Here is a 21,776-nt window from a genome sequence, read left to right as displayed (position 1 = left end):
ACTCCTTTTACAACATCATCCTATCATGACTGCATTCAAAGCTCTCTTCCTCCACTATGAAGGATAGGCTGTTATTTGACAACTTTCAGGTATTTACATTTCCTTCTTTTCATCAATCACTTCACTGAGGCGGTTAGTAAACTGCTCTGCTGCATTCACTCCCATCCGCTTCAGGCGGAAATTCATAGCTGCCACCTCAATAATGATGGCTAAGTTTCGTCCTGGACGGACCGGAATCGTAATTTTCGTCACATCTGTATCAATAATTTTGACCTTCTCTTCATCAATGCCTAGTCGGTCATATTGCTTTTGCTGATCCCAGTTCTCAAGACTAATGACAAGCGAAATCTTCTTATGCTTCAAAACAGAACCCGCGCCAAACAATGTCATCACGTCAATAATGCCTAATCCGCGAATTTCCAGGAGATGTTCAATTAATTCAGGCGAGGTCCCAACTAAGGTATTCTCATCCTCCTGGCGAATTTCAACACAGTCATCAGCAACGAGACGATGTCCTCGTTTGACCAGCTCAAGCGCCGTTTCACTTTTTCCCACACCACTTTGCCCGGTAATCATAACCCCGACACCATATATATCAACAAGAACACCATGTACCGCTGTCGTCGGTGCCAGCTTGCTTTCAAGAAAATTCGTTAGCTGTCCTGAAAAGCGGGTTGTTTTTTGCTTGGAGCGCATGACCGGCACAGATTCCCGCTCTGCTGCTTCAAGAAGTACTTCAGGCGCCTCCAAGCCCCTTGTGATAATAATCCCTGGAGTCACATCTGTACAGAGCCTTTCCAAACGATAATCGCGCTCGCTTTCGTTCAACTTACTGGCAAAGGTCATCTCGGTCATACCGAGCAATTGAATTCGATTTGCCGGATAATAATCAAAATATCCTGCCAGTTCAATGCCGGGTCTTGAAATATCACTTGTTGTGACGGGGCGATTAATTCCCTCTTCACCACTAAGCAGCTCGAGACCAAACTCTTCAATTATGTCTTTCGTTCGTACTTTAACCAACTTGGTGCCTCCTTTATTATATGAACCATAATCATGGCTGGATATGATAGTAAGTTTCACATTATTTTATCATTTTTTTACCAATAACCAAATTAGATTTCCTTTTATGGTCGAATTTCCACTTTTGAAAAAAAGGCAAAAAAAGCTGACAATCAGGATTTTCATCCCTTCATGTCAGCTTTTTCGAGGCTAATGCTTATCTTCTTTTCGATTTAGTTGGTTTTGAATAATAATATTGACAACAGACATGATGACTGCGATTAGAAACGCCATGCCAAAGCTTTCAATTTCAAAGGAATCCCCCATGATATTGTCTGTCAGGACGAGGGTCAAGGCATTGATCACAAATAAAAAGATTCCTAACGTAAAAACCGTTATGGGCAGTGTCAATATGATGAGGATAGGCCTGACAATCATATTTAGCACCGATAACACAAAGCTCGCCCCAACGGCTGCAAGAAATCCATCAATATAAAAGGATTCCTTGAAAAAACCCGCTAAGGCCATAAATAAAATCGCATTAATCAATATCCCCACTAACCATCTCATATATTAACACCTCTTATTCGAAGCCGTGATAGAGAATTCAATCCCTACCACAGCGCAAAATCAACCCACTGAATCGAAGGACCATTTGTATTCATCCCCCACTTATAGAAGTGGAGGACTTCTGATGAATAAAGTTAAGCTTTATGAATGGCAATCGAACCTGTTTTGGTATCAGCATACAGTTGAAGCTGATGCATCGATTCTTTTACCGTTTTAAAATTCAACGTTTTTTGGATTAATTCACTTTTCTCGTCAATAATTTGAATGCCTTCTAGCTCGACATTGAAATTACCCAAATTGGATTTCAGGATTCCATTCACCGCTGCCTCCTCTGGAACGGAGAGGTCAATGCTACCGGTGGTGGTCTTCGCTTCAATTCTTTCACAGTCAGGATTAATGGTTTTACACTGTATATTCCCGTTAAACGTCTGCAGCTCTGCCTTAGTAAAGTCACCATTCAGCCTAATGGCACCATGGAGGGTTTCCGCATCAATGGATTTTATTTCACAGCCAATGCATTGAATCAAGCCATATCCTGTCTCGGTTTCAACCTCGCGACTGCTCATGCCATCCATAATGACTTTTCCGTTTGCTGTTTTCACTTTATATTTTTTCACGGAGAGATTGGTACTTTCAATATTTCCATTGAAAACACGGATATCACCATATTCATATTCTGCCTTCGGAATATAAATGACGGTTTCTAGCTTAATCCATTTTTGCCGCGTTGAAAAATAAAGACGATCCTCTTTAATGGCAAACGTGACTTCCTTTAAAAAGCTGGCTTTAGCTTCATCGTGATTTTCTCCGCGGAATACCTGGGCTTGACATTCAATCCGGACATCCTGCTGCTCCCATGGAATGATGCGGACATTTCCATTCGCTACATCGACAATCAGCTCTTTGAAATCAGCGTCTGTCTGCTGAAAAATATGAGAAATATCCATTTTCTTTCCAAAATTCAAGTCCAAATCCAGGTCCTTCAGCTTTTTCACCGCCGAATCGACAAATTCAAAAAACTTCTCCTTTGTCGATTGGTAGCTGTGCTGCGAATTCGAATAGGAGTGTTTCTCCTCTTTCGAGTGTCCTTCAGAATGTACAACGGTTGACAGCTCTGTGACTAGCTGCTCCTGTTTTTCTTCCATTGTTTTCGTTGATTTCTCCAGCTCTTCCAATAAAGTTAAGGCTTCATCTACGGTTAGCTTTCCTTCTTCCACCATCTTTAGTATTCGTTTACGTTGTTCCTTCATCATGATTCCTCCCTAGAGAAACATCTTCATTTATACATACGAAATGAACAACATTATGTTTCAAAAATTATAAGAATACGTCTAGAGACTGAGTGTAGCGTTTTATTGCGTCACTTCGATTTGACTGCGCATCCTTTCACGGTCGCGTTCCAAAATCGGTTTTAAATAGCTGCCTGTATAGGATTCAGCTACCTCGGCTACTTCCTCAGGTGTTCCCGTCGCAATCACGGTACCTCCCTTATCCCCGCCTTCTGGACCAAGGTCTATTAGGTAATCCGCTCGCTTAATCACGTCTAGATTATGCTCAATAACCAGAACGGTATCGCCGTTTTCTACAAGCCGCTCCAGTACAACTAATAGACGGGCAATGTCATCGACATGCAGTCCTGTTGTCGGCTCATCTAAAATATAGAAGGAGCGTCCTGTTGAACGTCTGTGCAGCTCTGAAGCCAGCTTTACCCGCTGTGCCTCCCCACCGGAAAGGGTGGTTGCCGGCTGACCGAGCGTAATATAACCAAGTCCAACATCGAGCAGTGTCTGCAGCTTCCGTTTAATTTTCGGAAGGTTTTCGAAAAACTCAACCGCATGCTCAACGGTCATATCGAGAATATCGGAAATATTTTTCCCCTTATATTTCACTTCAAGGGTTTCACGGTTATATCGCTTCCCATGACAAACCTCGCAAGGTACATAGACATCCGGGAGAAAATGCATTTCAATCCGGATAATTCCATCGCCGCGGCACGCTTCACATCTACCGCCCTTTACATTGAAGCTAAAGCGGCCCTTTTTATAGCCGCGGACCTTGGCTTCATTCGTGGAGGCATAGACATCACGGATATCATCAAACACACCTGTATAGGTGGCAGGATTGGAGCGCGGTGTTCGGCCAATCGGCGTTTGGTCTATGTCAATCACCTTATCTAAATGCTCAAGCCCTGTCATGGAGCGATGCTCACCAGGCTTGCTCTTCGCTCTGTTCAGCTTTAAGGCCAATGCTTTATGTAATATTTCATTAACAAGCGTACTTTTGCCTGACCCTGAAACACCTGTTACAGCCATAAAAACGCCAAGTGGAAATTTTACGTTAATATTCTTGAGGTTATTTTCCTTCGCACCTTTTATTTCCACTAAGCGCCCATCCGGCTTCCGTCTTTCGAGCGGCAGTGGAATAAACTTCTTGCCTGACAGATATTGTCCGGTTAACGAGTTCGGATCCTCCATTACCTCTTGCGGTGTACCCATTGATACAATTTCACCGCCGCGGATTCCGGCACCCGGTCCAACATCGATCAAAAAGTCAGCTGCCATCATCGTGTCCTCATCATGCTCCACGACCAGAAGGGTATTCCCGATATCGCGCATATTTCGTAATGTCTCAATCAAACGGTCATTATCACGCTGATGAAGTCCAATGGACGGCTCGTCAAGGATGTAGAGGACACCCGTTAGGCGTGAACCAATCTGTGTGGCGAGACGAATTCGCTGTGCTTCTCCTCCTGACAGTGTACCCGCCGTACGGCTCAGCGTTAAATAATCCAATCCAACGTTGACGAGAAAGCCGAGACGTTCTTTAATTTCACGGAAAATCAGGTGGGCAATTTTCATTTCCTTTTCTGACAGCACGAGCTGTTCAAAAAATCGGAGACTCTCGATAACAGATAGTGACGTTACCTCCCCAATATGCTTGCCGTCAATCAGGACCGCCAAGGTTTCCTTTTTCAATCTGTAGCCTTTACAGGTCGGGCAATGATGCTCAGCCATATATTTTTCCATCTGCTCACGAATATAATCGGAGCTTGTATCTAAATAACGGCGCTCCACATTCCGGAGAACCCCTTCAAATTCAATCTCATTATCTCGGACCTGTCCCCAATCATTTTCATAGTGAAAACGAATTTTTTCACCATCAGAGCCAAGAAGGATTTTGTCCATTTGATGCTGCGGAATATCCTTGACCGGGACGTCCATATCGATTCCGTAATGGTCACAAATGCATTTCAACAGCTGTGGATAGTATTGCGAGCTGGCTGGCTCCCAAGGGGCAATCGCATGCTGATTTAAGGTTAAATCCTTATTGGGGATCACAAGACTGACGTCTACCTTTTTCTTCATTCCAAGACCATCACATTCAGGACAGGCACCGAATGGATTATTAAAAGAAAACATCCTCGGCTCAAGGGCCGCAATCGAAAATCCGCAAATCGGACAGGCGTGGTGCTCACTGAATAACAGCTCTTCCTCGCCGATGACATCAATTTTCACACGGCCGCCACCAAGCTTTAAGGCAGATTCCAGTGAATCGGCCAGTCTGGCTTCTATTCCCTCTTTCACCACAATCCGGTCAATGACGACATCAATGCTATGCTTTTTATTTTTTTCAAGCTCAATGTCTTCACCTAAATCATACATTTCATCATCAATGCGGACTCTGACATAGCCCTGCTTTTTAATGTCCTCGAGGGCCTTAACATGTGCTCCCTTTTTACCGGAAATGATAGGAGATAGTACTTGAATCTTCGTTCTTTCAGGATATTCGATAATTCGGTCAACCATTTGCTCAATCGTTTGCGACGATATTTCGATTCCATGGGTTGGGCAAGTCGGATGACCAACCCTGGCGAAAAGCAAACGCATATAATCATAGATTTCCGTTACAGTCCCAACCGTTGAACGCGGGTTATTGCTTGTCGTCTTTTGGTCAATCGAAATCGCCGGTGATAAGCCTTCAATCGAATCCACATCAGGCTTATCCATCTGGCCGAGAAATTGACGAGCATAGGCTGACAGGGATTCCACATACCTCCGCTGTCCCTCTGCATATATCGTATCAAAGGCAAGCGAGGACTTTCCTGAACCGGAAAGTCCTGTCAGCACCACAAGCTTATCTCTCGGAATCGTGACATCAATATTTTTCAGGTTATGGGCTCTGGCACCCTTTACAATCAGTTTATCCATCGCCATTTATAGGTCATCCTTCCGCTTTCAATTCTAAAATTAAATCACGAAGCTCTGCGGCACGTTCGAAGTTCAGTGCCTTCGCGGCTTCTTTCATTTCTTTTTCCATATCGGCTATCACCTTGTCGCGTTCCTTCTTCGACAGATTGACAAAGCCTGATACCGCACTGTATTCCTCCTGCTCCTCTGCTGCATGTGTCGCGCGGATTACATCACGGATTTCCTTTTGGATTGTCATCGGCGTAATGCCATGCCTTTCGTTGTACTCCTCCTGAATCGCACGACGACGCTTTGTCTCATTAATCGCCACTTCCATCGAATGGGTCATTTTATCAGCATACATAATGACCTCTCCGTTCGCATTACGAGCGGCACGTCCGATGGTCTGGATTAACGAGCGTTCGGAACGAAGGAAGCCTTCCTTATCTGCATCAAGAATCGCCACCAGGGATACCTCAGGAATATCCAAGCCCTCTCTTAACAGGTTAATCCCAACGAGGACATCATATTTACCTAGTCGCAGCTCACGAATGATTTCAATCCGCTCCAGCGTTTTGATTTCAGAATGTAAATAATTCACTTTAATTCCGATTTCCTTTAAATAATCGGTTAAATCCTCGGACATTTTCTTCGTCAGTGTCGTCACAAGGATACGCTCATTCTTTTCCACCCGCTCATTGATTTCTGCAATAAGGTCATCAATCTGTCCTTCAATTGGACGAACGGAAATATTCGGATCCAACAGCCCTGTCGGACGAATAATCTGTTCAATCATTTCCGGTGTATGCTCCATTTCATACGGTCCAGGAGTAGCCGAGACAAAGACGATATTTTTGATATGCTGTTCGAATTCGGAAAAAATGAGCGGACGATTGTCAAGCGCTGACGGCAGACGGAAACCGTGATCCACCAACACCTGCTTACGCGCCCGGTCCCCATTATACATGCCACGAATTTGCGGCAGGGTGACATGGGACTCATCAATGACAATCATAAAGTCCTCCGGGAAATAATCCAACAGTGTGTACGGCGTCGAACCGGGAGGCCGTAAAGTCAGGTGCCGGGAGTAGTTTTCAATCCCCGAACAAAAGCCCATTTCTCTCATCATTTCCAAATCATAGCGTGTCCGCTGCTCAAGACGCTGCGCCTCCAGTAATTTCCCATCTTCACGAAGCTCAGCCAATCTTTCCTCAAGCTCCTTCTCTATATTTTGAATCGCCACCAGCATCTTTTCCTCACGGGTAACGAAGTGGGAGGCCGGGAAAATCGCGACATGCTCTCGCTCACCGATAATTTCTCCTGTTAACGCATCCACTTCACGAATGCGGTCGATTTCATCTCCGAAAAATTCAATCCGCAGACAATGCTCATCCCTTGAGGCAGGGAAAATTTCCACAACATCGCCGCGCACACGGAACGTCCCACGGATAAAGTTAAGGTCATTGCGATCATATTGAATATCCACCAGCTTACGAAGGAGCTGATTTCGTTCGATTTCCATGCCGACACGCAGGGAAACGACGAGGTCACGATATTCCTCCGGCGAACCTAAACCATAGATGCAGGAAACACTCGCGATGATAATAACATCCTTCCGTTCAAATAATGCGGATGTGGCCGAGTGACGCAGCTTATCAATTTCATCATTTATACTAGCATCCTTTTCAATAAAGGTATCTGTTGAAGGGACATAGGCTTCCGGCTGGAAATAATCATAGTAGCTGACAAAATACTCCACTGCATTGTTGGGAAAAAACTCTTTAAATTCGCTGTACAGCTGTCCTGCGAGGGTTTTGTTGTGGGCAATCACTAGCGTCGGCTTGTTCACCTCTTTAATCACGTTTGAAATGGTAAAGGTTTTCCCTGTTCCTGTTGCTCCAAGCAGGGTTTGATGACGTTTACCGGCTTGTATTCCTTCTACAAGCTGTCTAATCGCCTCCGGCTGATCCCCCTGTGGTGAATACTTTGAAACTAACTCAAATTGATCCTTCAAGGTGTGTTCCTCCCATTCCTTCTATTCCAGTCTCACTATCTACCGTATCCAATTTTTTCATCTATTCCCATTCTACCACATTGCCATAAAAACAAACCACTAATATAGCGAACAAACATTCCATTTTTTTCGCGAGAGAACGTTTTGCTATCAGCTCCCGCTTTTAGAAGTGGAGCGCTTTTGCTGAATGTAGATAAAAATGTATTCTGCTATACATTCTATTTGCGTTAATGTGGAAAGATAATGCCATGTATATTATGAAGGGTGTTCGCTAACTTATGGAAGATAAGACAAAAATCCGTTTTACAGCGGCTGAAATGGCTACCTTATGGACGCAATATATTAATGATACGGCTACGGTTTGTGTTCTTTCTCATTTTTTAGAGAAGGTGGAGGACAAAGAGGTACGGCCTGTCATTGAGTTTGCGATGAATGGTTCAAAGCATAATATAGCGTTCTTAACGGACCTATTTACAAAGGAAAACTTTCCAATCCCGATTGGATTTACCGAAAAGGATGTTTATCCTGATGCACCAAGATTATTTTCTGATACCTTTACCTTAATGTATTTAAAGAATATGTCTATATTAGCCATGGCTGCTGCGAGCGCTGCACTTGGATTTGTGACTAGACCGGATATCATTTCATTTTTTAAGATTGTACTGAAAACAGCGGTCGGCCTTCAGGATTTAACGAGAGAATTAATGTTAGCCCAAGGTACATATGTGAGGCCTCCCTTTACCTCCTATCCTGATAAGCCTGATTTTGTCGAGAAACAAAAGTTCCTTGCGGGGTATTTTGGGGAAGTACGGCCATTAACCGTTCAGGAAATCACAATGCTTTTTAACAATGTTCAAACAAACGCGATTGGGAAAACATTGATTGTCGGGTTTGCCCAAACCTCACAGAATAAAGAGGTGAAGGAATTCTTTATACGCGGAAAAAAAATTGCTCAAAAGCATATCGACCTATTTAGTGAGATTCTCAAAAAGGAGGATTTGCCTGCCCCCATGACATGGGATACGGCGGTAACCGATTCCACCTACCCGGTTTATTCGGATAAGCTTATGATGTTTCATATTTCAGCGATGATCGCTGCGGGAATTGGAAACTATGGCGCCTCCATGTCAGGCAGCCCGAGAAGAGACCTGGGATTAAAATATGCATCGTTGATCCCCGAGATTGCCTTATATGCCGAGGATGGAGCCAATATTATGATCAAGCACGCCTGGTTAGAGGAGCCGCCGCAAACCGACAGACGAGATCATTTAATCAAAGGAGACTAGAGAATGCGAGTATAAAAATGGCGTGTATAACTTATGAGCCGTTAACACGCCATTTTTCTCTTGAAGCAGCCAAGCTTTCACAAGTATTACTTGGGTCTTGGCTGTGTTTACACTTATGAGGTTTGCTTCATTCTTTGCTTAATCCGTTCTCCATACCAAAATCCGACCGTCAGGGAAAAGGCATCTACAATAATCAGCAGAATATGATTGGTATAGCCTTTATAGACTGAGGCTGCAATGAGTGCTACCGTCAGAACGAGGGCAAGCACGCGGTTATAGGTTACCCTTGTAAACCAGACGACCAAGAGGCCGGGTAGAAAAAAGGCGGATAAAAATTTAATAAACAAAAACATCACCTGCTCCTCATGGAGATTTTAGCTTTAACGGTACAAGAGTCTTTTCCCGTTTGAATAGCGCTCATGACTTATGAACTATTTCATTTCTTCTAGCTCCATAGCTTCTGTGTCAGCCTGGACGATTTTTTCAACTTCTATAAACATAATATGCTGTTGGTCAATTTCCTTTATCGTAAATCGATAACCATCGGCTTCGATGTCATCGCCTAATTTGACATCATATCTTTTCGTTAAAAACCAGCCGCCAATAGTGTCAACGTCTTCTTCATCCAAATGAGTGCCAAGTAAATCATTGGCTTCTGATATCAGAAGCTTAGCGTCAAATATATAGTGCCCTTCTCCCTTTTTCCTGATTTCAGGCACTTCATCTGCATCGAATTCATCACGAATCTCACCAACGATTTCTTCAATCATATCCTCCATCGTGACTAGACCCGCCGTCCCGCCATATTCATCATGGAGAATCGCCATGTAGCCGCGTTCCTTTTGCAGCAATAACAGGAGGTCATGAATCGGAATGGATTCAATAACCGACACGACCGGCTTAACAAAATCCTGGATCTTCACATCAGGGTTATCCACCCAGGCGGTTAACGGATCCTTGATATGGATGATGCCAACAATCCTATCCTTATCACCACCCTCGGCAACAGGATAACGGGTGTATTTTTCTTTTTCCATGATTTCAATGACCTCTTCCTTCGTGGCATCGGTTGAAATGGTGACCATTTCTGTTCTCGGTACCATGATTTCCTTGGCAATCCGCTCATCGAAATCGAAAATATTCGTTACATACTTATACTCAGATTGATTAATTTCTCCGCTTTCATAGCTTTCTGATAGAATAATCCGCAGCTCATCCTCTGAACGCGACAGTTCATTTTCCGATACATTCTTCATCCCGAATAACCGGGTAATAAAGCGCGCGGAATGGTTCATAAACCAAACCAGCGGGTAGGTTAAGTGATTAAACCAGACTAATGGCTTGGCGATTGCTAATGTAATCTGCTCGCTTTTTTGTATCGCAACAGTCTTTGGTGCTAATTCCCCGACCACCACGTTTAAAAAAGTAATGATAGAAAAGGCAATGACAAAGGAGACCGTGCCTATGATCGATTCTGGTATTTGCAGACTTTGAAAAATCGGTTTAATCAAGTGGGAAACGGTCGGTTCCCCCAGCCAGCCAATTCCTAAGGCTGTCACGGTAATACCTAATTGACAGGTTGATAAATATTCATCTAAATGACTCGTTATCTTTTGTGCGGCTTGCGCCTTTTTATTGCCTTCCTCAACCAGCTGATTAATTCTTGTCCCTCTTACTCTAATAATGGAAAACTCTGCGGCTACAAAAAAAGCCGTTAAAGCAATTAAAATAAAAAGAATGAGTAAGTTTAGACTGTCCAATTCCCCCTTCACCTTTCGTGAAGGTTCACCTCCTTGAATAAGCAGCCTTCCTGTTCATCAAAAAGGAAGTGCTGCGTTGAAACGAAAACAACCAATCGGAATAAATAATGTATAATTCATCTATTCTTATTTTACTACTAAGCTATAAGGATGAAAAGAAACAGTATGATTTCCTATTTAAATAGGCTTCTAACATAAAAAGCAAAAAAATCATGGGCTGTATAGGGCGGCCCATGATTTTTATTCTTAAAATCGTTATAATAGGGTGTGGAGGTGTTTTCCTTGGAAAATGAAAATCCTACTGAAGACATTAAAGAGCTTGATGAAGAGACCCTTTTTATTGTGTCACAGACCTTTAAAGCCTTATCAGACCCAACCCGAATCCGGATTCTTCACTTATTATTTACCGGCGAACATTCAGTCAATGAGATTGCTGAGAAATTATCCCTGCTGCAATCGACGGTTTCCCATCAGCTCCGGTTTTTGAAAAATTTACGGCTCGTGACCTTCCGCCGTGAAGGGACCACTCTATACTACACACATGATGATGAGCATGTCATGGATATATTAAAGCAAACGATTGAGCATGCCCACCATTAATTACAGCCTTGATGCGGGTTTGGACAGCCTAATTCATTTCTTTCGACTTGAATGGTACTATGCTCAATCCCGAAATCATCATGGAGAATCTCCTGCGCCTGCTCCAAAATATGATCATGAACGCCATGCTCTGAAATCGCAATATGACAGCTCAGCATCGGCATTCCCGAAGTGATAGACCAAATATGAAGATCATGCACCTCTGTCACTTCTGCAATTTTTCCTAATGACGCCTTTACATCCTCCATTTGAATTTGAGCGGGTGCGCCTTCCATTAGAATATGAAACGCATCCTTTGTCACTCTCCAGCCGCTGATAATAATCAGTACTGCGACAATCAAGCTTGCAATAGGGTCGGCGATTCCCCAGCCAAAGAAAATCATCAGCAGTGCTGCGACAATGGCACCAACAGAGCCAAGCATATCCCCTAATACATGCAGAAAAGCACTTCTCACATTGAGGTTTTCATCCTTGTCACCGCGCATTAAAATCCAAGCAGCAATGATATTTACGACAAGGCCAAGCGTTGAAATCGTCAGCATGCCAAGGCTTTGCACCTCAGGTGGATTGGCAAAGCGTTGGAACGCCTCGTAAAAAATATATAATGAGATGATGATTAAGGTCAGTCCGTTTAAGGCAGCGGCGATAATCTCAAACCGTTTATATCCATAAGTGTTGGAATGTGATGCAGCCTTTTCCCCTAATTTAAGGGCAAAGAAGCTGAGTCCAAGTGCTGCCGCATCACTGAGCATATGGCCGGCATCAGCTAGAAGTGCTAGACTGTTTGTTAATAATCCTCCGATTACCTCCACCACCATAAAGGAGGTAATAATAATAAATGAAAGAAATAGCGCTTTTTTATTTGCAGAATGCCCATGATGGTGATGACCGTGTGAATGCCCATGCGAATGACCGTGATGATGACCCATTTCCAATCCCTGCTTTCTAATCTGTTCTTTATATTTTCTTATATGAATATGTGTTCATATATATTATGATAAACTTTAGCGAAAAGTTCAACTAAAAAAAGAGAAGTCATGTGTATATTTTTTGAATTTTAGATAAATAAACGGTAAATTGGTTTTTTTGCCATGATTCCTTCCATTTTTACCCTTTCAGACACTACTCCCGCTTTGTATATAATCGTCTGCCCCAATCAATACTATATAGGTGGAAAAACTGTATGTAATGACTAGGAGGCTTGCAATGGGGAACTCCAACTTAAAAAAGGCGGAACGAGGAGCCTTGATTAGTATTTCAGCCTACGTGGTATTATCGGCTTTTAAGCTTATTATGGGTTATATAGGGAATTCTGCAGCATTAAAAGCAGATGGTTTGAATAACTTAACCGATATTATGGCTTCACTCGCTGTCCTTATCGGCTTAAAAATCTCACAAAAACCGCCCGATGAAAATCATCGCTACGGCCATTCCAGAGCTGAAACGATTGCTTCATTAGTGGCGGCGTTTATTATGATATCAGTGGGAATTCAAGTTATTATCGGCTCGGTCGAGGCCTTTTTCAATCCGAGTGATACGACCCCTGAAATCATAACGGCCTTTGTCGCCCTAGCCTCTGCCCTCTTTATGTTTGGTATTTACCGCTACAATCTTGGTTTATCAAAAAAGCTCAATAATAAGTCCCTTTATTCAGCGGCACAGGATAACCGCTCAGATGCCTTGGTTAGTATCGGTGCTGCCATCGGAATTACAGGCTCCTATTTTGGAATTGGCTGGCTTGACCCACTGACGGCCGGCATTGTCGGGGTTATCATTTGCTATACGGCCTGGAATATTTTCAAGGATGCAGCCCTCGATTTAACAGATGCCTTTGAGGTGTCAAAGCTAAACGAAATTGAGGAGACGATTCGTAACACTCCTGGCGTTCAGCTGGTTAAGGACATTAAAGCACGTCTCCATGGAAATCGTCCGATTGTTGATGCGACCATCTTTGTTGAACCGAGCTTAACGGTGATTGAAGGCCACCAGATTGCCGAGGATGTGGAAGACCGTCTGTTTGACGAGCATCAGATTAATGATTCTCATATTCATATAGAACCCAATATGGGCTAAACCCCAATAGGCAGAAACAAAGGAGCTAATCAGCCTGATTAGCTCTTTTTGTCTGCTTTCTTAACTTATTTCATTCTTTACGATTCCCTCACCAGATATACTTTTTTTCATAAATGACGAATCATAAAATCCTTCTAAGATAAAAGTCTTGGACATATATTATTCCGTAGTTTATCTCCTCTAAAATGAAGGTGACTTTTATTATTCAGAAAATACCTGTTGTGTTAATTGGCTGCCTGTTAATCGGGATTGGTATTAATGGTTTTTTAGTCCCTTATCATCTAATAGATGGCGGCATCATTGGGATTGCCCTTATTTTACATTATTACTTTGATACCCAAATTGGAATTAGCATGGTACTGCTAAGTATTCCTTTATTTCTCTATACATGGTATCGGGAACGAATGTATTTTTATCACAGTCTATACGGTCTGTTTACGGCGGCCTTTTTCATTGATTGGCTGGCACCGCTTAAGGGTCAGCTGCATCTGCCGATTCTGGCAAGCGCCCTGTTAGGCGGAACCTTTATTGGAGTGGGTACCGGACTCATGCTCCACTATCAGACTAGCACCGGCGGGACGGATTTAGTGGCAAAATTAGTGGCCAACGCCTCTTCCTTGAATATAGGAATCATTATCTTCATGATTGACGGTTTGATTGTGACAGCTGGACTCCGTGTATTAGGCCTGAGAATCTTTCTTTTTTCCTGCATTGCGATTATCACGGTTGGGGTCATCAGTTCCCTTATTATCGGTCCCGAAAAATTCAAGTAACCATCTTTAAATATTTGCATATTTTGGGAGAAGAGAAGGAGAAAGGGAGGGATGGTTATGAACCAAAATCATGGTTACCCATCAGGACAAATGCCCAATATGCAAAATAATCAAGATATGAAGGACCTTTGCATGAAATACATGAATTATCATGTCATTACGCAAATGAGTGATGGCACGCAAATGGAAGGTATCCTAGAAAATGTGGACGATGATGGTGTCACAATGCTAGTGCCTGAGGATGTCGAAGCAGAGGATGATCGATTCTATGGTGGTTACGGAGGCTTTGGAGGTTATGGCAGAAGAAGATTCAGACGATTCCGCCGGCGCAGATTTCCATTCTTTGCCTTCGGATTTCCTTTCATCTTCCCATTCCCGTATTATTTTTAATATGGATGATGAATACTTACATGAAAGAAGCAGCCTTTTTACGAAGGCTGCTTTCTTCTATGTTCAGCTGGGTTAAAGTGCTGGATTAATAGACACTCATATACTGATCACGTTCCCATGGATGAACCTGGGTGCGGAACATATCCCATTCAATTTCCTTTGCTTCAATGAAGTGTTCGAAGATATGCTCACCGAGAGCAGAGACTATCACTTCATTTTGCTTTAATAGCTCAAGCGCCTGTGCTAATGTTGCCGGAAGGTCAGAAACTCCTTCTGCAAGACGCTCCTCTTTATTCATGGCATAGATATTACGGTCAACTGGTGCAGGAGCAGCTAATTGATTCTTTACACCATCAAGACCTGCTTTTAAAAGAACCGCTAAGGCTAAATAAGGGTTTGCCGATGGATCCACACTACGTACTTCGATACGAGTACTTAGACCACGGGAGGCTGGAATCCGAATTAACGGCGAACGATTGCTTGTGGACCAAGCTACATAGCATGGTGCTTCGTATCCCGGAACGAGACGCTTATAAGAGTTGACTGTCGGGTTGGTTATCGCGGTGAAGGCTTCCGCATGCTTGACGATACCGGCAATAAATTGACGAGCGGTTTCACTCAGCTGTAAATCTGCCTTTGGATCAAAGAAGGCATTTTCGCCATCCTTGAATAAGGATAAATTACTGTGCATACCAGAGCCGTTGACACCAAATAATGGCTTTGGCATAAAGGTCGCATGTAAACCATGCTTACGTGCAATCGTTTTAACGACTAATTTAAAGGTTTGGATGTTGTCGCAGGCTGTAATGGCATCGGCATATTTAAAGTCAATCTCATGCTGTCCCGGAGCCACCTCATGGTGAGAGGCTTCGATTTCAAAGCCCATTTCCTCAAGCTCAAGCACGATATCACGACGGCAGTTTTCGCCAAGGTCGGTAGGGGCTAAATCAAAGTAGCCGCCATTGTCATTCAGCTCTAACGTTGGTTCTCCCTTTTCATCCAGCTTGAAGAGGAAGAATTCAGGCTCAGGTCCAAGGTTGAAGTCGGAAAATCCGAGGGCTTCCATTTCCTTTAATACTCGCTTTAAATTACTGCGCGGATCGCCATCGAATGGAGTACCATCAGGCTTATAAATATCACAAATAAAGCGAGCCACTTTTCCTTTTTCAGCTGTCCAAGGGAAGACAACGAAGGTATCAAGGTCTGGGTATAGGTACATATCTGATTCCTCAATCCGCACAAAGCCTTCGATAGAGGAACCATCGAACATAATTTTATTATCAATCGCTTTTTCTAGCTGGCTGATTGGAATTTCGACATTTTTGATTACACCTAAAATATCTGTAAATTGAAGGCGGATATATTTTACATTTTGCTCCTCACACATACGTCTCACATCATCTTTTGTATACTTTGCCATCACATATCTCTCCTTTTTTATCATTAAGTGGGTTGTTGGACATTCTTACGTTTTCAGCTTCTCTAATTCTCCATAACAAACATAACTGACCTCTCCTTTTGTCCAGGCACGTTTACGTTTATCCCATACTAGTACGCTTTTCGCCTTTCGCTTTTTACCTATGTCTACCTTCACGCCTATCCCTCCAGCTGATGTCTCAATCGTGAAGGCTGGTGTATCAGCATACATCGTGTCATAGAGATAGGCCGCTACACAGCGTAAGCCATTTAGGCAAGTGTCTGCTTCAATCCCGTCTTTATTAAAGACTCTCATTTTAAAATCGGCCCGATGGGAAGGACCAATCAAGATCATCCCATCACTGCCAATTCCAATCGTTACATCTGAAACCCGTTTCGCCAATCCCGGGAAATCAACCTGATCGAGCGAGTCTTCTAAAAGATTAAATAGGACAAATGAGCTCCCGAGGCAGTTCATTTTTGTAAACTGCATTCCAATTCTCACCTCCATCAATCGGCGACGCTTTACTTAATTCATTGGCAAACGAGAAAATATCCTGATTCCCTTCTGCCTTATGTCGTTCCTATCGAATCAAATTCGCCCGTCGAATTTGCGTCCGGATTTTTATCGAGCTCGCTCGATAAACTACCTTAAAAAATCCGTGACATCCGCCGGAGGCTTAACTTCATTCAGCCGGGGTTTAACCCCCCCCACTGAATCGAAGAACCATTTGCATTCATCCCCCACTTGTAGAAGTGGAGGACTTCTGTACCTGTCGCAAGCTTTCGGTACAAAAAGCATTTGCTGAATGAAGTTAAATTTATTTCATTAGGGCCTGACTTGAAAACGCTTGAAGCTTTCCCTTATATTCCTTTGGAATCACCTTCACCCACTTCTTAAGGTTTTGATTCCAGTTGTTCAGAATGTTGAAGGCCTTCACACTGCCTGTATAGTTGTAGTGGTTTTGGACAAGGCTGTGTACCTCATGAATATCCTGCTCTTCCTCTAAAGCCTCTAAATCGACTAATTCCTGATTGCAATGGGTTTGGAATTCAGCATATTGCTCTGCATATACATAGGCGATTCCACCTGTCATCCCAGCAGCAAAGTTTTTACCAACAGAGCCTAATACAACGACACGGCCACCTGTCATATATTCACAGCCATGGTTTCCAACCCCTTCAATTACTGCGTTGACCCCGCTATTTCTAACACAGAAGCGGTCACCAGCAAGACCGTTGATATAGGCTTCTCCCGCTGTTCCACCATAAAATGCGACATTACCAATCATCACATTTTCCTCCGCGACAAAAACTGACTTGTCAGATGGCTTTACAATGATTTTTCCGCCTGATAGTCCTTTTCCAACATAGTCATTTGCCTCGCCCTCTAGAGAAAGCGTCAGTCCGTTTGGAATAAAGGCACCAAAGCTTTGACCTGCTGTTCCTGAAAAGTTCAACAGAATCGTATCCTCTGGCAGTCCCTTCGCACCATAGCGTTTGGTTATTTCACTTCCTAATGTCGTACCCACTGTTCGATTAATATTTTGAATCTGGAAGCTAGCTTCCACCTTTTGTCCCTGTTCTAAGGCAGGCTGACACACAGCTAAAAGCTCACGAGAATCGAGTGATTTTTCCAGACCATGGTCTTGTTTTTGTTTATTTCCTAGTCCGCCATTTGCTGTACCCTCTGGCTGGTAAAAAATAGACGAAATATCTAAATCCTTCGCTTTCCAATGGGTTTTGGCCTTTTCGCTCTGGCTTAATAAATCAGTCCGACCGACTAATTCATGGACCGTTCTAATGCCTAAGCTCGCCATGATTTCACGAACATCCTGGGCAATAAAGCGCATAAAGTTCTCCACATGCTCTGGTTTGCCAAGAAATTTCTTACGTAATTCTGGATTTTGTGTCGCAATCCCAACTGGGCAAGTGTCATTTTGACATTGGCGAACAAGGACACAGCCTAAAACAATCAGCGGTGCTGTGGCGAAACCAAATTCCTCTGCCCCAAGCATGGCTGCCATGACGACATCACGGCCAGTCATCAGCTTCCCATCTGCTTCAAGGACAACCCGATCGCGCAGGCCATTTAATTGTAAGGTTTGATGCGTTTCCGCAAGACCGATTTCCCACGGCATACCGGCATGCTTAATGCTTGTTCTTGGGGCTGCACCCGTTCCACCGTCTGCTCCGCTGATTAAAATAACATCTGCAAGTCCTTTGGCCACACCGGCTGCAATCGTTCCAACCCCTGCCTTAGATACCAGCTTCACGCTGATTCTCGCCTTTGGATTAGCATTTTTCAAATCATGAATCAGCTGGGCCAAATCCTCAATCGAGTAGATATCATGATGCGGTGGCGGTGAAATCAAGCCAATTCCTGGTGTCGAGCCCCGAACCTCTGCAATCCACGGATAGACCTTGCTGCCAGGCAGGTGTCCGCCTTCCCCAGGCTTTGCTCCCTGCGCCATTTTGATTTGAATTTCCTCTGCATTCATTAGATAATGGCTGTTAACGCCAAAGCGCGCGGATGCTACCTGCTTAATGGCACTGCGGCGCAGATCGCCATTTTCATCTGGAAGATAACGATCAGGGTGCTCTCCGCCTTCACCGCTATTGCTTTTCGCTCCAAGACGATTCATCGCAATCGCAATCGTTTCATGTGCTTCCTGACTTAAGGAACCGTATGACATGGCACCGGTTTTAAAGCGGCGAACGATTGATTCTACCGATTCAACCTCTTCAATTGGAATCGGGCTATTTGCCTTGAAGGTAAATAAATCGCGAATAAAGATGAGTTTCGATTCGTTTGCTTTTTCTGCATAGGCTTTATATTGCTCATAATCATTTGCCCGGCAAGCCATTTTTAGCTGGCGAATGATATCGGGACTGTAGGCATGCTCTTCGCCACCTTTGCGCCATTTGAAATCACCGCCGACAAATAGTGGCTGGGCTTCGTTCTCAGCATCGCCAAAGGCTTTTTCATGACGAATCAGCGTTTCCTTTGCAATCGTTTCAAGCTTTATGCCGCCTAGCTGAACAGCTGTACCTGTGAAATATTTTTCGATCACATCCGGATGAATGCCAACAGCCTCAAAGATTTGGGCTCCCCGATAGCTTTGAATCGTTGAAATTCCCATTTTTGAGAGGACCTTTACAATCCCAATTGTTACGGCCTTAACATAATGGTTGATGGCGAGTGGAAGCTCTATTTCTCCTAGCTTTCCATTTTCGAATAGGTCTTCAATGGTCGCATAGGCAAGATATGGATGGATGGCATCGGCCCCATAGCCAATTAACATACATAATTGATGGACATCTCTCGCTTCACCGGTTTCCACAAGGATACTCACCTTTGTCCGTGTACCTTGACGGACTAAATGCTGGTGTAGTCCACTGACTGCAAGCAAGGCTGGAATAGCGGCTGCCTCTTGACTCAAGCCCTTGTCTGATAAAATAACCAATGATACTCCTTCATGAATGCCTGCTTCTACAGCTTGGAACAGCTGGGTTAAGGCTGACTCGAGACCCTGCTCTCCCTTTTTCACATCAAACAGCATCGAGAAGGTTCTAGCTTGGAAGGGTACTCCATTCAAATTCTTTAGCTTATGCAAATCTTCATTTGTCAAAATCGGTCCATCAAGCCGGATTCGCTGACAGCTTGCTTCCGTTAGCTGCAGAAGATTCCCTTCAGGACCTAATAATGTAGAGGTTGACGTGACATATTGTTCACGCATCGCATCAATCGGCGGGTTCGTTACCTGTGCGAACACCTGCTGGAAATAGTTGTATAGCAGCTGTGAATGATTCGAGAGTACGGCAAGCGGTGTATCACTCCCCATCGAACCAATCGGATCCTTTCCGTCTCTTGCCATGGGAAGAAGCTGATCATTTAATTCTTCTTGTGTAAAACCATGTGCTTGCTGAAATGATTTCAGCTTGGCTGTTACGGTCTTCGCACTGTCTCCACCCTCTGGTAATTGATTGATATGAACGCTTTGATTATTTAGCCATTGTCGATAGGGCTCCTGATTGGCCACCTGTTTTTTCACTTCATCGTTTTGAATGATCCGACCTTTTTCTAAATCAACCAGTAGCAGATTCCCTGGACTTAATCTTCCTTTTTCAAGAATGCGGCTTTCATCCACATCGAGTACGCCTGCTTCAGAGGCAAAGATGATCTGTTCATCTGCGGTCACATAATAGCGGGCAGGACGAAGACCATTTCGATCGAGCATCGCACCAATTTGCTTCCCATCTGTAAAGGCAAAGGCAGCAGGACCATCCCATGGCTCCATTACATGGCTGTGATACTCATAAAAGGCCTTTAAGCTTTCATCCATTACATCATCCTTTTCCCATGGCTCCGGTACCATCATCATCGCAGCATGTGCTAAGGAACGACCGGATAGGTGGAGAAATTCCAAGGCATTGTCAAAGGAGGAGGAGTCACTGCCGGTTTCATCAATAACCGGAAGCACTTCATGGCCGCTCTTACCAAATACAGAATTTTCAAACATATTTTCGCGTGCTTTCATCCAATTGATATTCCCTTTTACGGTATTAATTTCTCCATTATGAATCAAATAACGATTGGGATGGGCTCTTTCCCAGCTCGGGAAGGTATTGGTGCTATAACGTGAATGAACTAAGGTAAAGGCAGATGTAAAGCTTTCATCCTGTAAATCCAAATAGTATTGGTCCATTTGTTCAGGGGTTAGCATCCCTTTGTAGACGATTGTCTTTGTCGAAAGACTCGCAAAATAAAAGGTAGAATCCTTGGCAAGCTGATTTTCACGGACCTCTTTCTCAGCTCGTTTCCTGATGACATATAGCTTTCGGTCAAAATCGAGCTCTGTCTGAATGTCCTTTGATTTTCCGATGAATAACTGACGAATCATGGGTTGGCTCGCCTTTGCCTTCACTCCGATAGCACGATCATTGGTTGGTACCGTTCTCCAGCCTAGTACAACCTGACCTTCCGCTTTAATCAAGTTCGCCAATACGGCTTCACATTGCTCACGTTGTTCAGCGTTTCTCGGAAGGAAAACCATTCCAACTCCGTAATTTCCTTCTCCATATGTGTTCAATTGGGGGTTTATGTTTGCGAAGAAAGCATGAGGAATTTGCGTCATAATCCCTGCCCCATCACCTGTATCCAGGTCACTTCCTTGACCGCCTCGATGCTCCATCCGTGCCAGCATCGTTAGACCTTGTTGAACAATATTATGCTCTTTCTGTCCTTTTACATTGGCAATAAAGCCAATTCCGCAGGCATCCTTTTCGAAGCTTGGATTATAAAGACCTTGTTTTACCGGAATTTTACTTTGATTCATCAATTCACTTCACCCTTTGCATAAAAATATGATGACCTAGCATTAATATCAATATCAAGATAGGTTGTTTCAAACTGTTCTCAAATTGGTATTGATTTTCGATATATTCATCATATTACAACATCGGTAATCTTTCTAATATTGATTTTGGATAAAATCAATCTAATTTCGAGATGAATAGAAGAAAAATGATGCCATATGCCTAATATTAGGATGGTAAAGGCTTACATGACAGGCATTTTCTAGTCAATATTATATAGATTAATCCATATAAATTTTTAAAAATTAATGAAAATAATTTATTTAAAGAAGCAATCAAATTCGCCCGTCGAATTTGCGTCCGGATTTTTATCGAGCTCGCTCGAT

Annotated in this window: 16 protein-coding genes; 5 read left to right on the top strand and 11 right to left on the bottom strand. The window is 43.4% G+C overall.

Annotated features, from left to right (window positions below; all coding sequences use genetic code 11):
- Nucleotides 1-93: 93 nt before the first annotated feature.
- From hprK to uvrB, 5 genes are all read right to left on the bottom strand, one after another.
- Complete coding sequence (gene hprK, locus BQ5321_RS05700) at nt 94-1,023, bottom strand: HPr(Ser) kinase/phosphatase (protein WP_071393592.1); 930 nt, start codon at nt 1,021-1,023, stop codon at nt 94-96.
- 189 nt (nt 1,024-1,212) lie between these two features.
- Nucleotides 1,213-1,572, bottom strand: coding sequence for a phage holin family protein (locus tag BQ5321_RS05695; RefSeq protein ID WP_071393591.1), 360 nt, complete (start codon nt 1,570-1,572; stop codon nt 1,213-1,215).
- A 134-nt stretch (nt 1,573-1,706) separates the two neighbouring features.
- Complete coding sequence (locus BQ5321_RS05690; protein ID WP_315970085.1) at nt 1,707-2,825, bottom strand: DUF4097 family beta strand repeat-containing protein; 1,119 nt, start codon at nt 2,823-2,825, stop codon at nt 1,707-1,709.
- A 99-nt stretch (nt 2,826-2,924) separates the two neighbouring features.
- The gene (gene uvrA, locus BQ5321_RS05685) at nt 2,925-5,786 is read right to left on the bottom strand and encodes an excinuclease ABC subunit UvrA (RefSeq protein WP_071393589.1); all 2,862 of its coding nucleotides are present in this window, start codon (nt 5,784-5,786) and stop codon (nt 2,925-2,927) included.
- A 7-nt stretch (nt 5,787-5,793) separates the two neighbouring features.
- On the bottom strand, nt 5,794-7,773 hold the full coding sequence (uvrB, locus tag BQ5321_RS05680) for an excinuclease ABC subunit UvrB (protein ID WP_071393588.1): 1,980 nt from the start codon (nt 7,771-7,773) through the stop codon (nt 5,794-5,796).
- Between the two features lie 278 nt (nt 7,774-8,051).
- On the opposite strand from uvrB, the gene BQ5321_RS05675 reads away from it, so the two are divergent.
- The gene (locus BQ5321_RS05675; RefSeq protein WP_071393587.1) at nt 8,052-9,059 is read left to right on the top strand and encodes a DUF3231 family protein; all 1,008 of its coding nucleotides are present in this window, start codon (nt 8,052-8,054) and stop codon (nt 9,057-9,059) included.
- Nucleotides 9,060-9,172: 113 nt separating this feature from the next.
- Here BQ5321_RS05675 and BQ5321_RS05670 read toward each other — a convergent pair whose 3' ends face one another.
- A complete protein-coding gene (locus tag BQ5321_RS05670) occupies nt 9,173-9,406 on the bottom strand; it encodes a CsbA family protein (protein ID WP_071396794.1) in 234 nt (77 codons plus the stop codon).
- Nucleotides 9,407-9,490: 84 nt separating this feature from the next.
- Nucleotides 9,491-10,819, bottom strand: a complete 1,329-nt coding sequence (locus BQ5321_RS05665) for a hemolysin family protein (RefSeq protein WP_071396793.1) — start codon at nt 10,817-10,819, stop codon at nt 9,491-9,493.
- A 282-nt stretch (nt 10,820-11,101) separates the two neighbouring features.
- Between BQ5321_RS05665 and BQ5321_RS05660 the strand changes: the two genes are divergently transcribed.
- On the top strand, nt 11,102-11,419 hold the full coding sequence (locus BQ5321_RS05660) for an ArsR/SmtB family transcription factor (protein ID WP_159433404.1): 318 nt from the start codon (nt 11,102-11,104) through the stop codon (nt 11,417-11,419).
- Here BQ5321_RS05660 and BQ5321_RS05655 read toward each other — a convergent pair.
- Entirely contained in the window at nt 11,416-12,348 is a 933-nt protein-coding gene (locus BQ5321_RS05655) for a cation diffusion facilitator family transporter (RefSeq protein WP_071393586.1), read from the bottom strand. The genes BQ5321_RS05660 and BQ5321_RS05655 overlap by 4 nt on opposite strands.
- Before the next feature lie 277 nt (nt 12,349-12,625).
- Between BQ5321_RS05655 and BQ5321_RS05650 the strand changes: the two genes are divergently transcribed.
- The 3 genes from BQ5321_RS05650 (at nt 12,626) to BQ5321_RS05640 (ending at nt 14,655) form a co-directional block, all read left to right on the top strand.
- Nucleotides 12,626-13,492, top strand: coding sequence for a cation diffusion facilitator family transporter (locus BQ5321_RS05650; protein WP_071393585.1), 867 nt, complete (start codon nt 12,626-12,628; stop codon nt 13,490-13,492).
- Between the two features lie 185 nt (nt 13,493-13,677).
- A complete protein-coding gene (locus BQ5321_RS05645; RefSeq protein WP_084786666.1) occupies nt 13,678-14,265 on the top strand; it encodes a YitT family protein in 588 nt (195 codons plus the stop codon).
- Nucleotides 14,266-14,322: 57 nt separating this feature from the next.
- Nucleotides 14,323-14,655, top strand: a complete 333-nt coding sequence (locus tag BQ5321_RS05640) for a hypothetical protein (protein ID WP_234978361.1) — start codon at nt 14,323-14,325, stop codon at nt 14,653-14,655.
- Nucleotides 14,656-14,740: 85 nt separating this feature from the next.
- On the opposite strand, the gene glnA is transcribed toward BQ5321_RS05640, so the two are convergent.
- From glnA to gltB, 3 genes are all read right to left on the bottom strand, one after another.
- A complete protein-coding gene (gene glnA / locus BQ5321_RS05635; RefSeq protein WP_071393584.1) occupies nt 14,741-16,075 on the bottom strand; it encodes a type I glutamate--ammonia ligase in 1,335 nt (444 codons plus the stop codon).
- Between the two features lie 45 nt (nt 16,076-16,120).
- Nucleotides 16,121-16,564, bottom strand: coding sequence for a diaminopimelate epimerase (locus tag BQ5321_RS05630; RefSeq protein WP_071393583.1), 444 nt, complete (start codon nt 16,562-16,564; stop codon nt 16,121-16,123).
- Between the two features lie 328 nt (nt 16,565-16,892).
- Complete coding sequence (gene gltB, locus BQ5321_RS05625) at nt 16,893-21,410, bottom strand: glutamate synthase large subunit (protein ID WP_071393582.1); 4,518 nt, start codon at nt 21,408-21,410, stop codon at nt 16,893-16,895.
- Nucleotides 21,411-21,776: the final 366 nt, after the last annotated feature.

The organism is Bacillus tuaregi (genome assembly GCF_900104575.1).
In the GTDB taxonomy this organism is placed as follows: Bacteria; Bacillota; Bacilli; order Bacillales; family Cytobacillaceae; genus Bacillus_BD; species Bacillus_BD tuaregi.
Note: the sequence above shows the minus strand (reverse complement) of the source record. Positions and strands in the feature narration are given on the sequence as shown.

Excerpts from the sequence above, each read along its gene's own strand:
- BQ5321_RS05695 (WP_071393591.1), bottom strand. The coding sequence starts at position 1,572 with ATGAGATGGTTAGTGGGGATATTGATTAATGCGATTTTATTTATGGCC.
- BQ5321_RS05690 (WP_315970085.1), bottom strand. The coding sequence starts at position 2,825 with ATGATGAAGGAACAACGTAAACGAATACTAAAGATGGTGGAAGAAGGA.
- uvrA (WP_071393589.1), bottom strand. The coding sequence starts at position 5,786 with ATGGCGATGGATAAACTGATTGTAAAGGGTGCCAGAGCCCATAACCTG.
- BQ5321_RS05675 (WP_071393587.1), top strand. The coding sequence starts at position 8,052 with ATGGAAGATAAGACAAAAATCCGTTTTACAGCGGCTGAAATGGCTACC.
- BQ5321_RS05655 (WP_071393586.1), bottom strand. The coding sequence starts at position 12,348 with ATGGGTCATCATCACGGTCATTCGCATGGGCATTCACACGGTCATCAC.
- BQ5321_RS05650 (WP_071393585.1), top strand. The coding sequence starts at position 12,626 with ATGGGGAACTCCAACTTAAAAAAGGCGGAACGAGGAGCCTTGATTAGT.
- BQ5321_RS05645 (WP_084786666.1), top strand. The coding sequence starts at position 13,678 with ATGAAGGTGACTTTTATTATTCAGAAAATACCTGTTGTGTTAATTGGC.
- BQ5321_RS05640 (WP_234978361.1), top strand. The coding sequence starts at position 14,323 with ATGAACCAAAATCATGGTTACCCATCAGGACAAATGCCCAATATGCAA.
- glnA (WP_071393584.1), bottom strand. The coding sequence starts at position 16,075 with ATGGCAAAGTATACAAAAGATGATGTGAGACGTATGTGTGAGGAGCAA.
- BQ5321_RS05630 (WP_071393583.1), bottom strand. The coding sequence starts at position 16,564 with ATGCAGTTTACAAAAATGAACTGCCTCGGGAGCTCATTTGTCCTATTT.
- gltB (WP_071393582.1), bottom strand. The coding sequence starts at position 21,410 with ATGAATCAAAGTAAAATTCCGGTAAAACAAGGTCTTTATAATCCAAGC.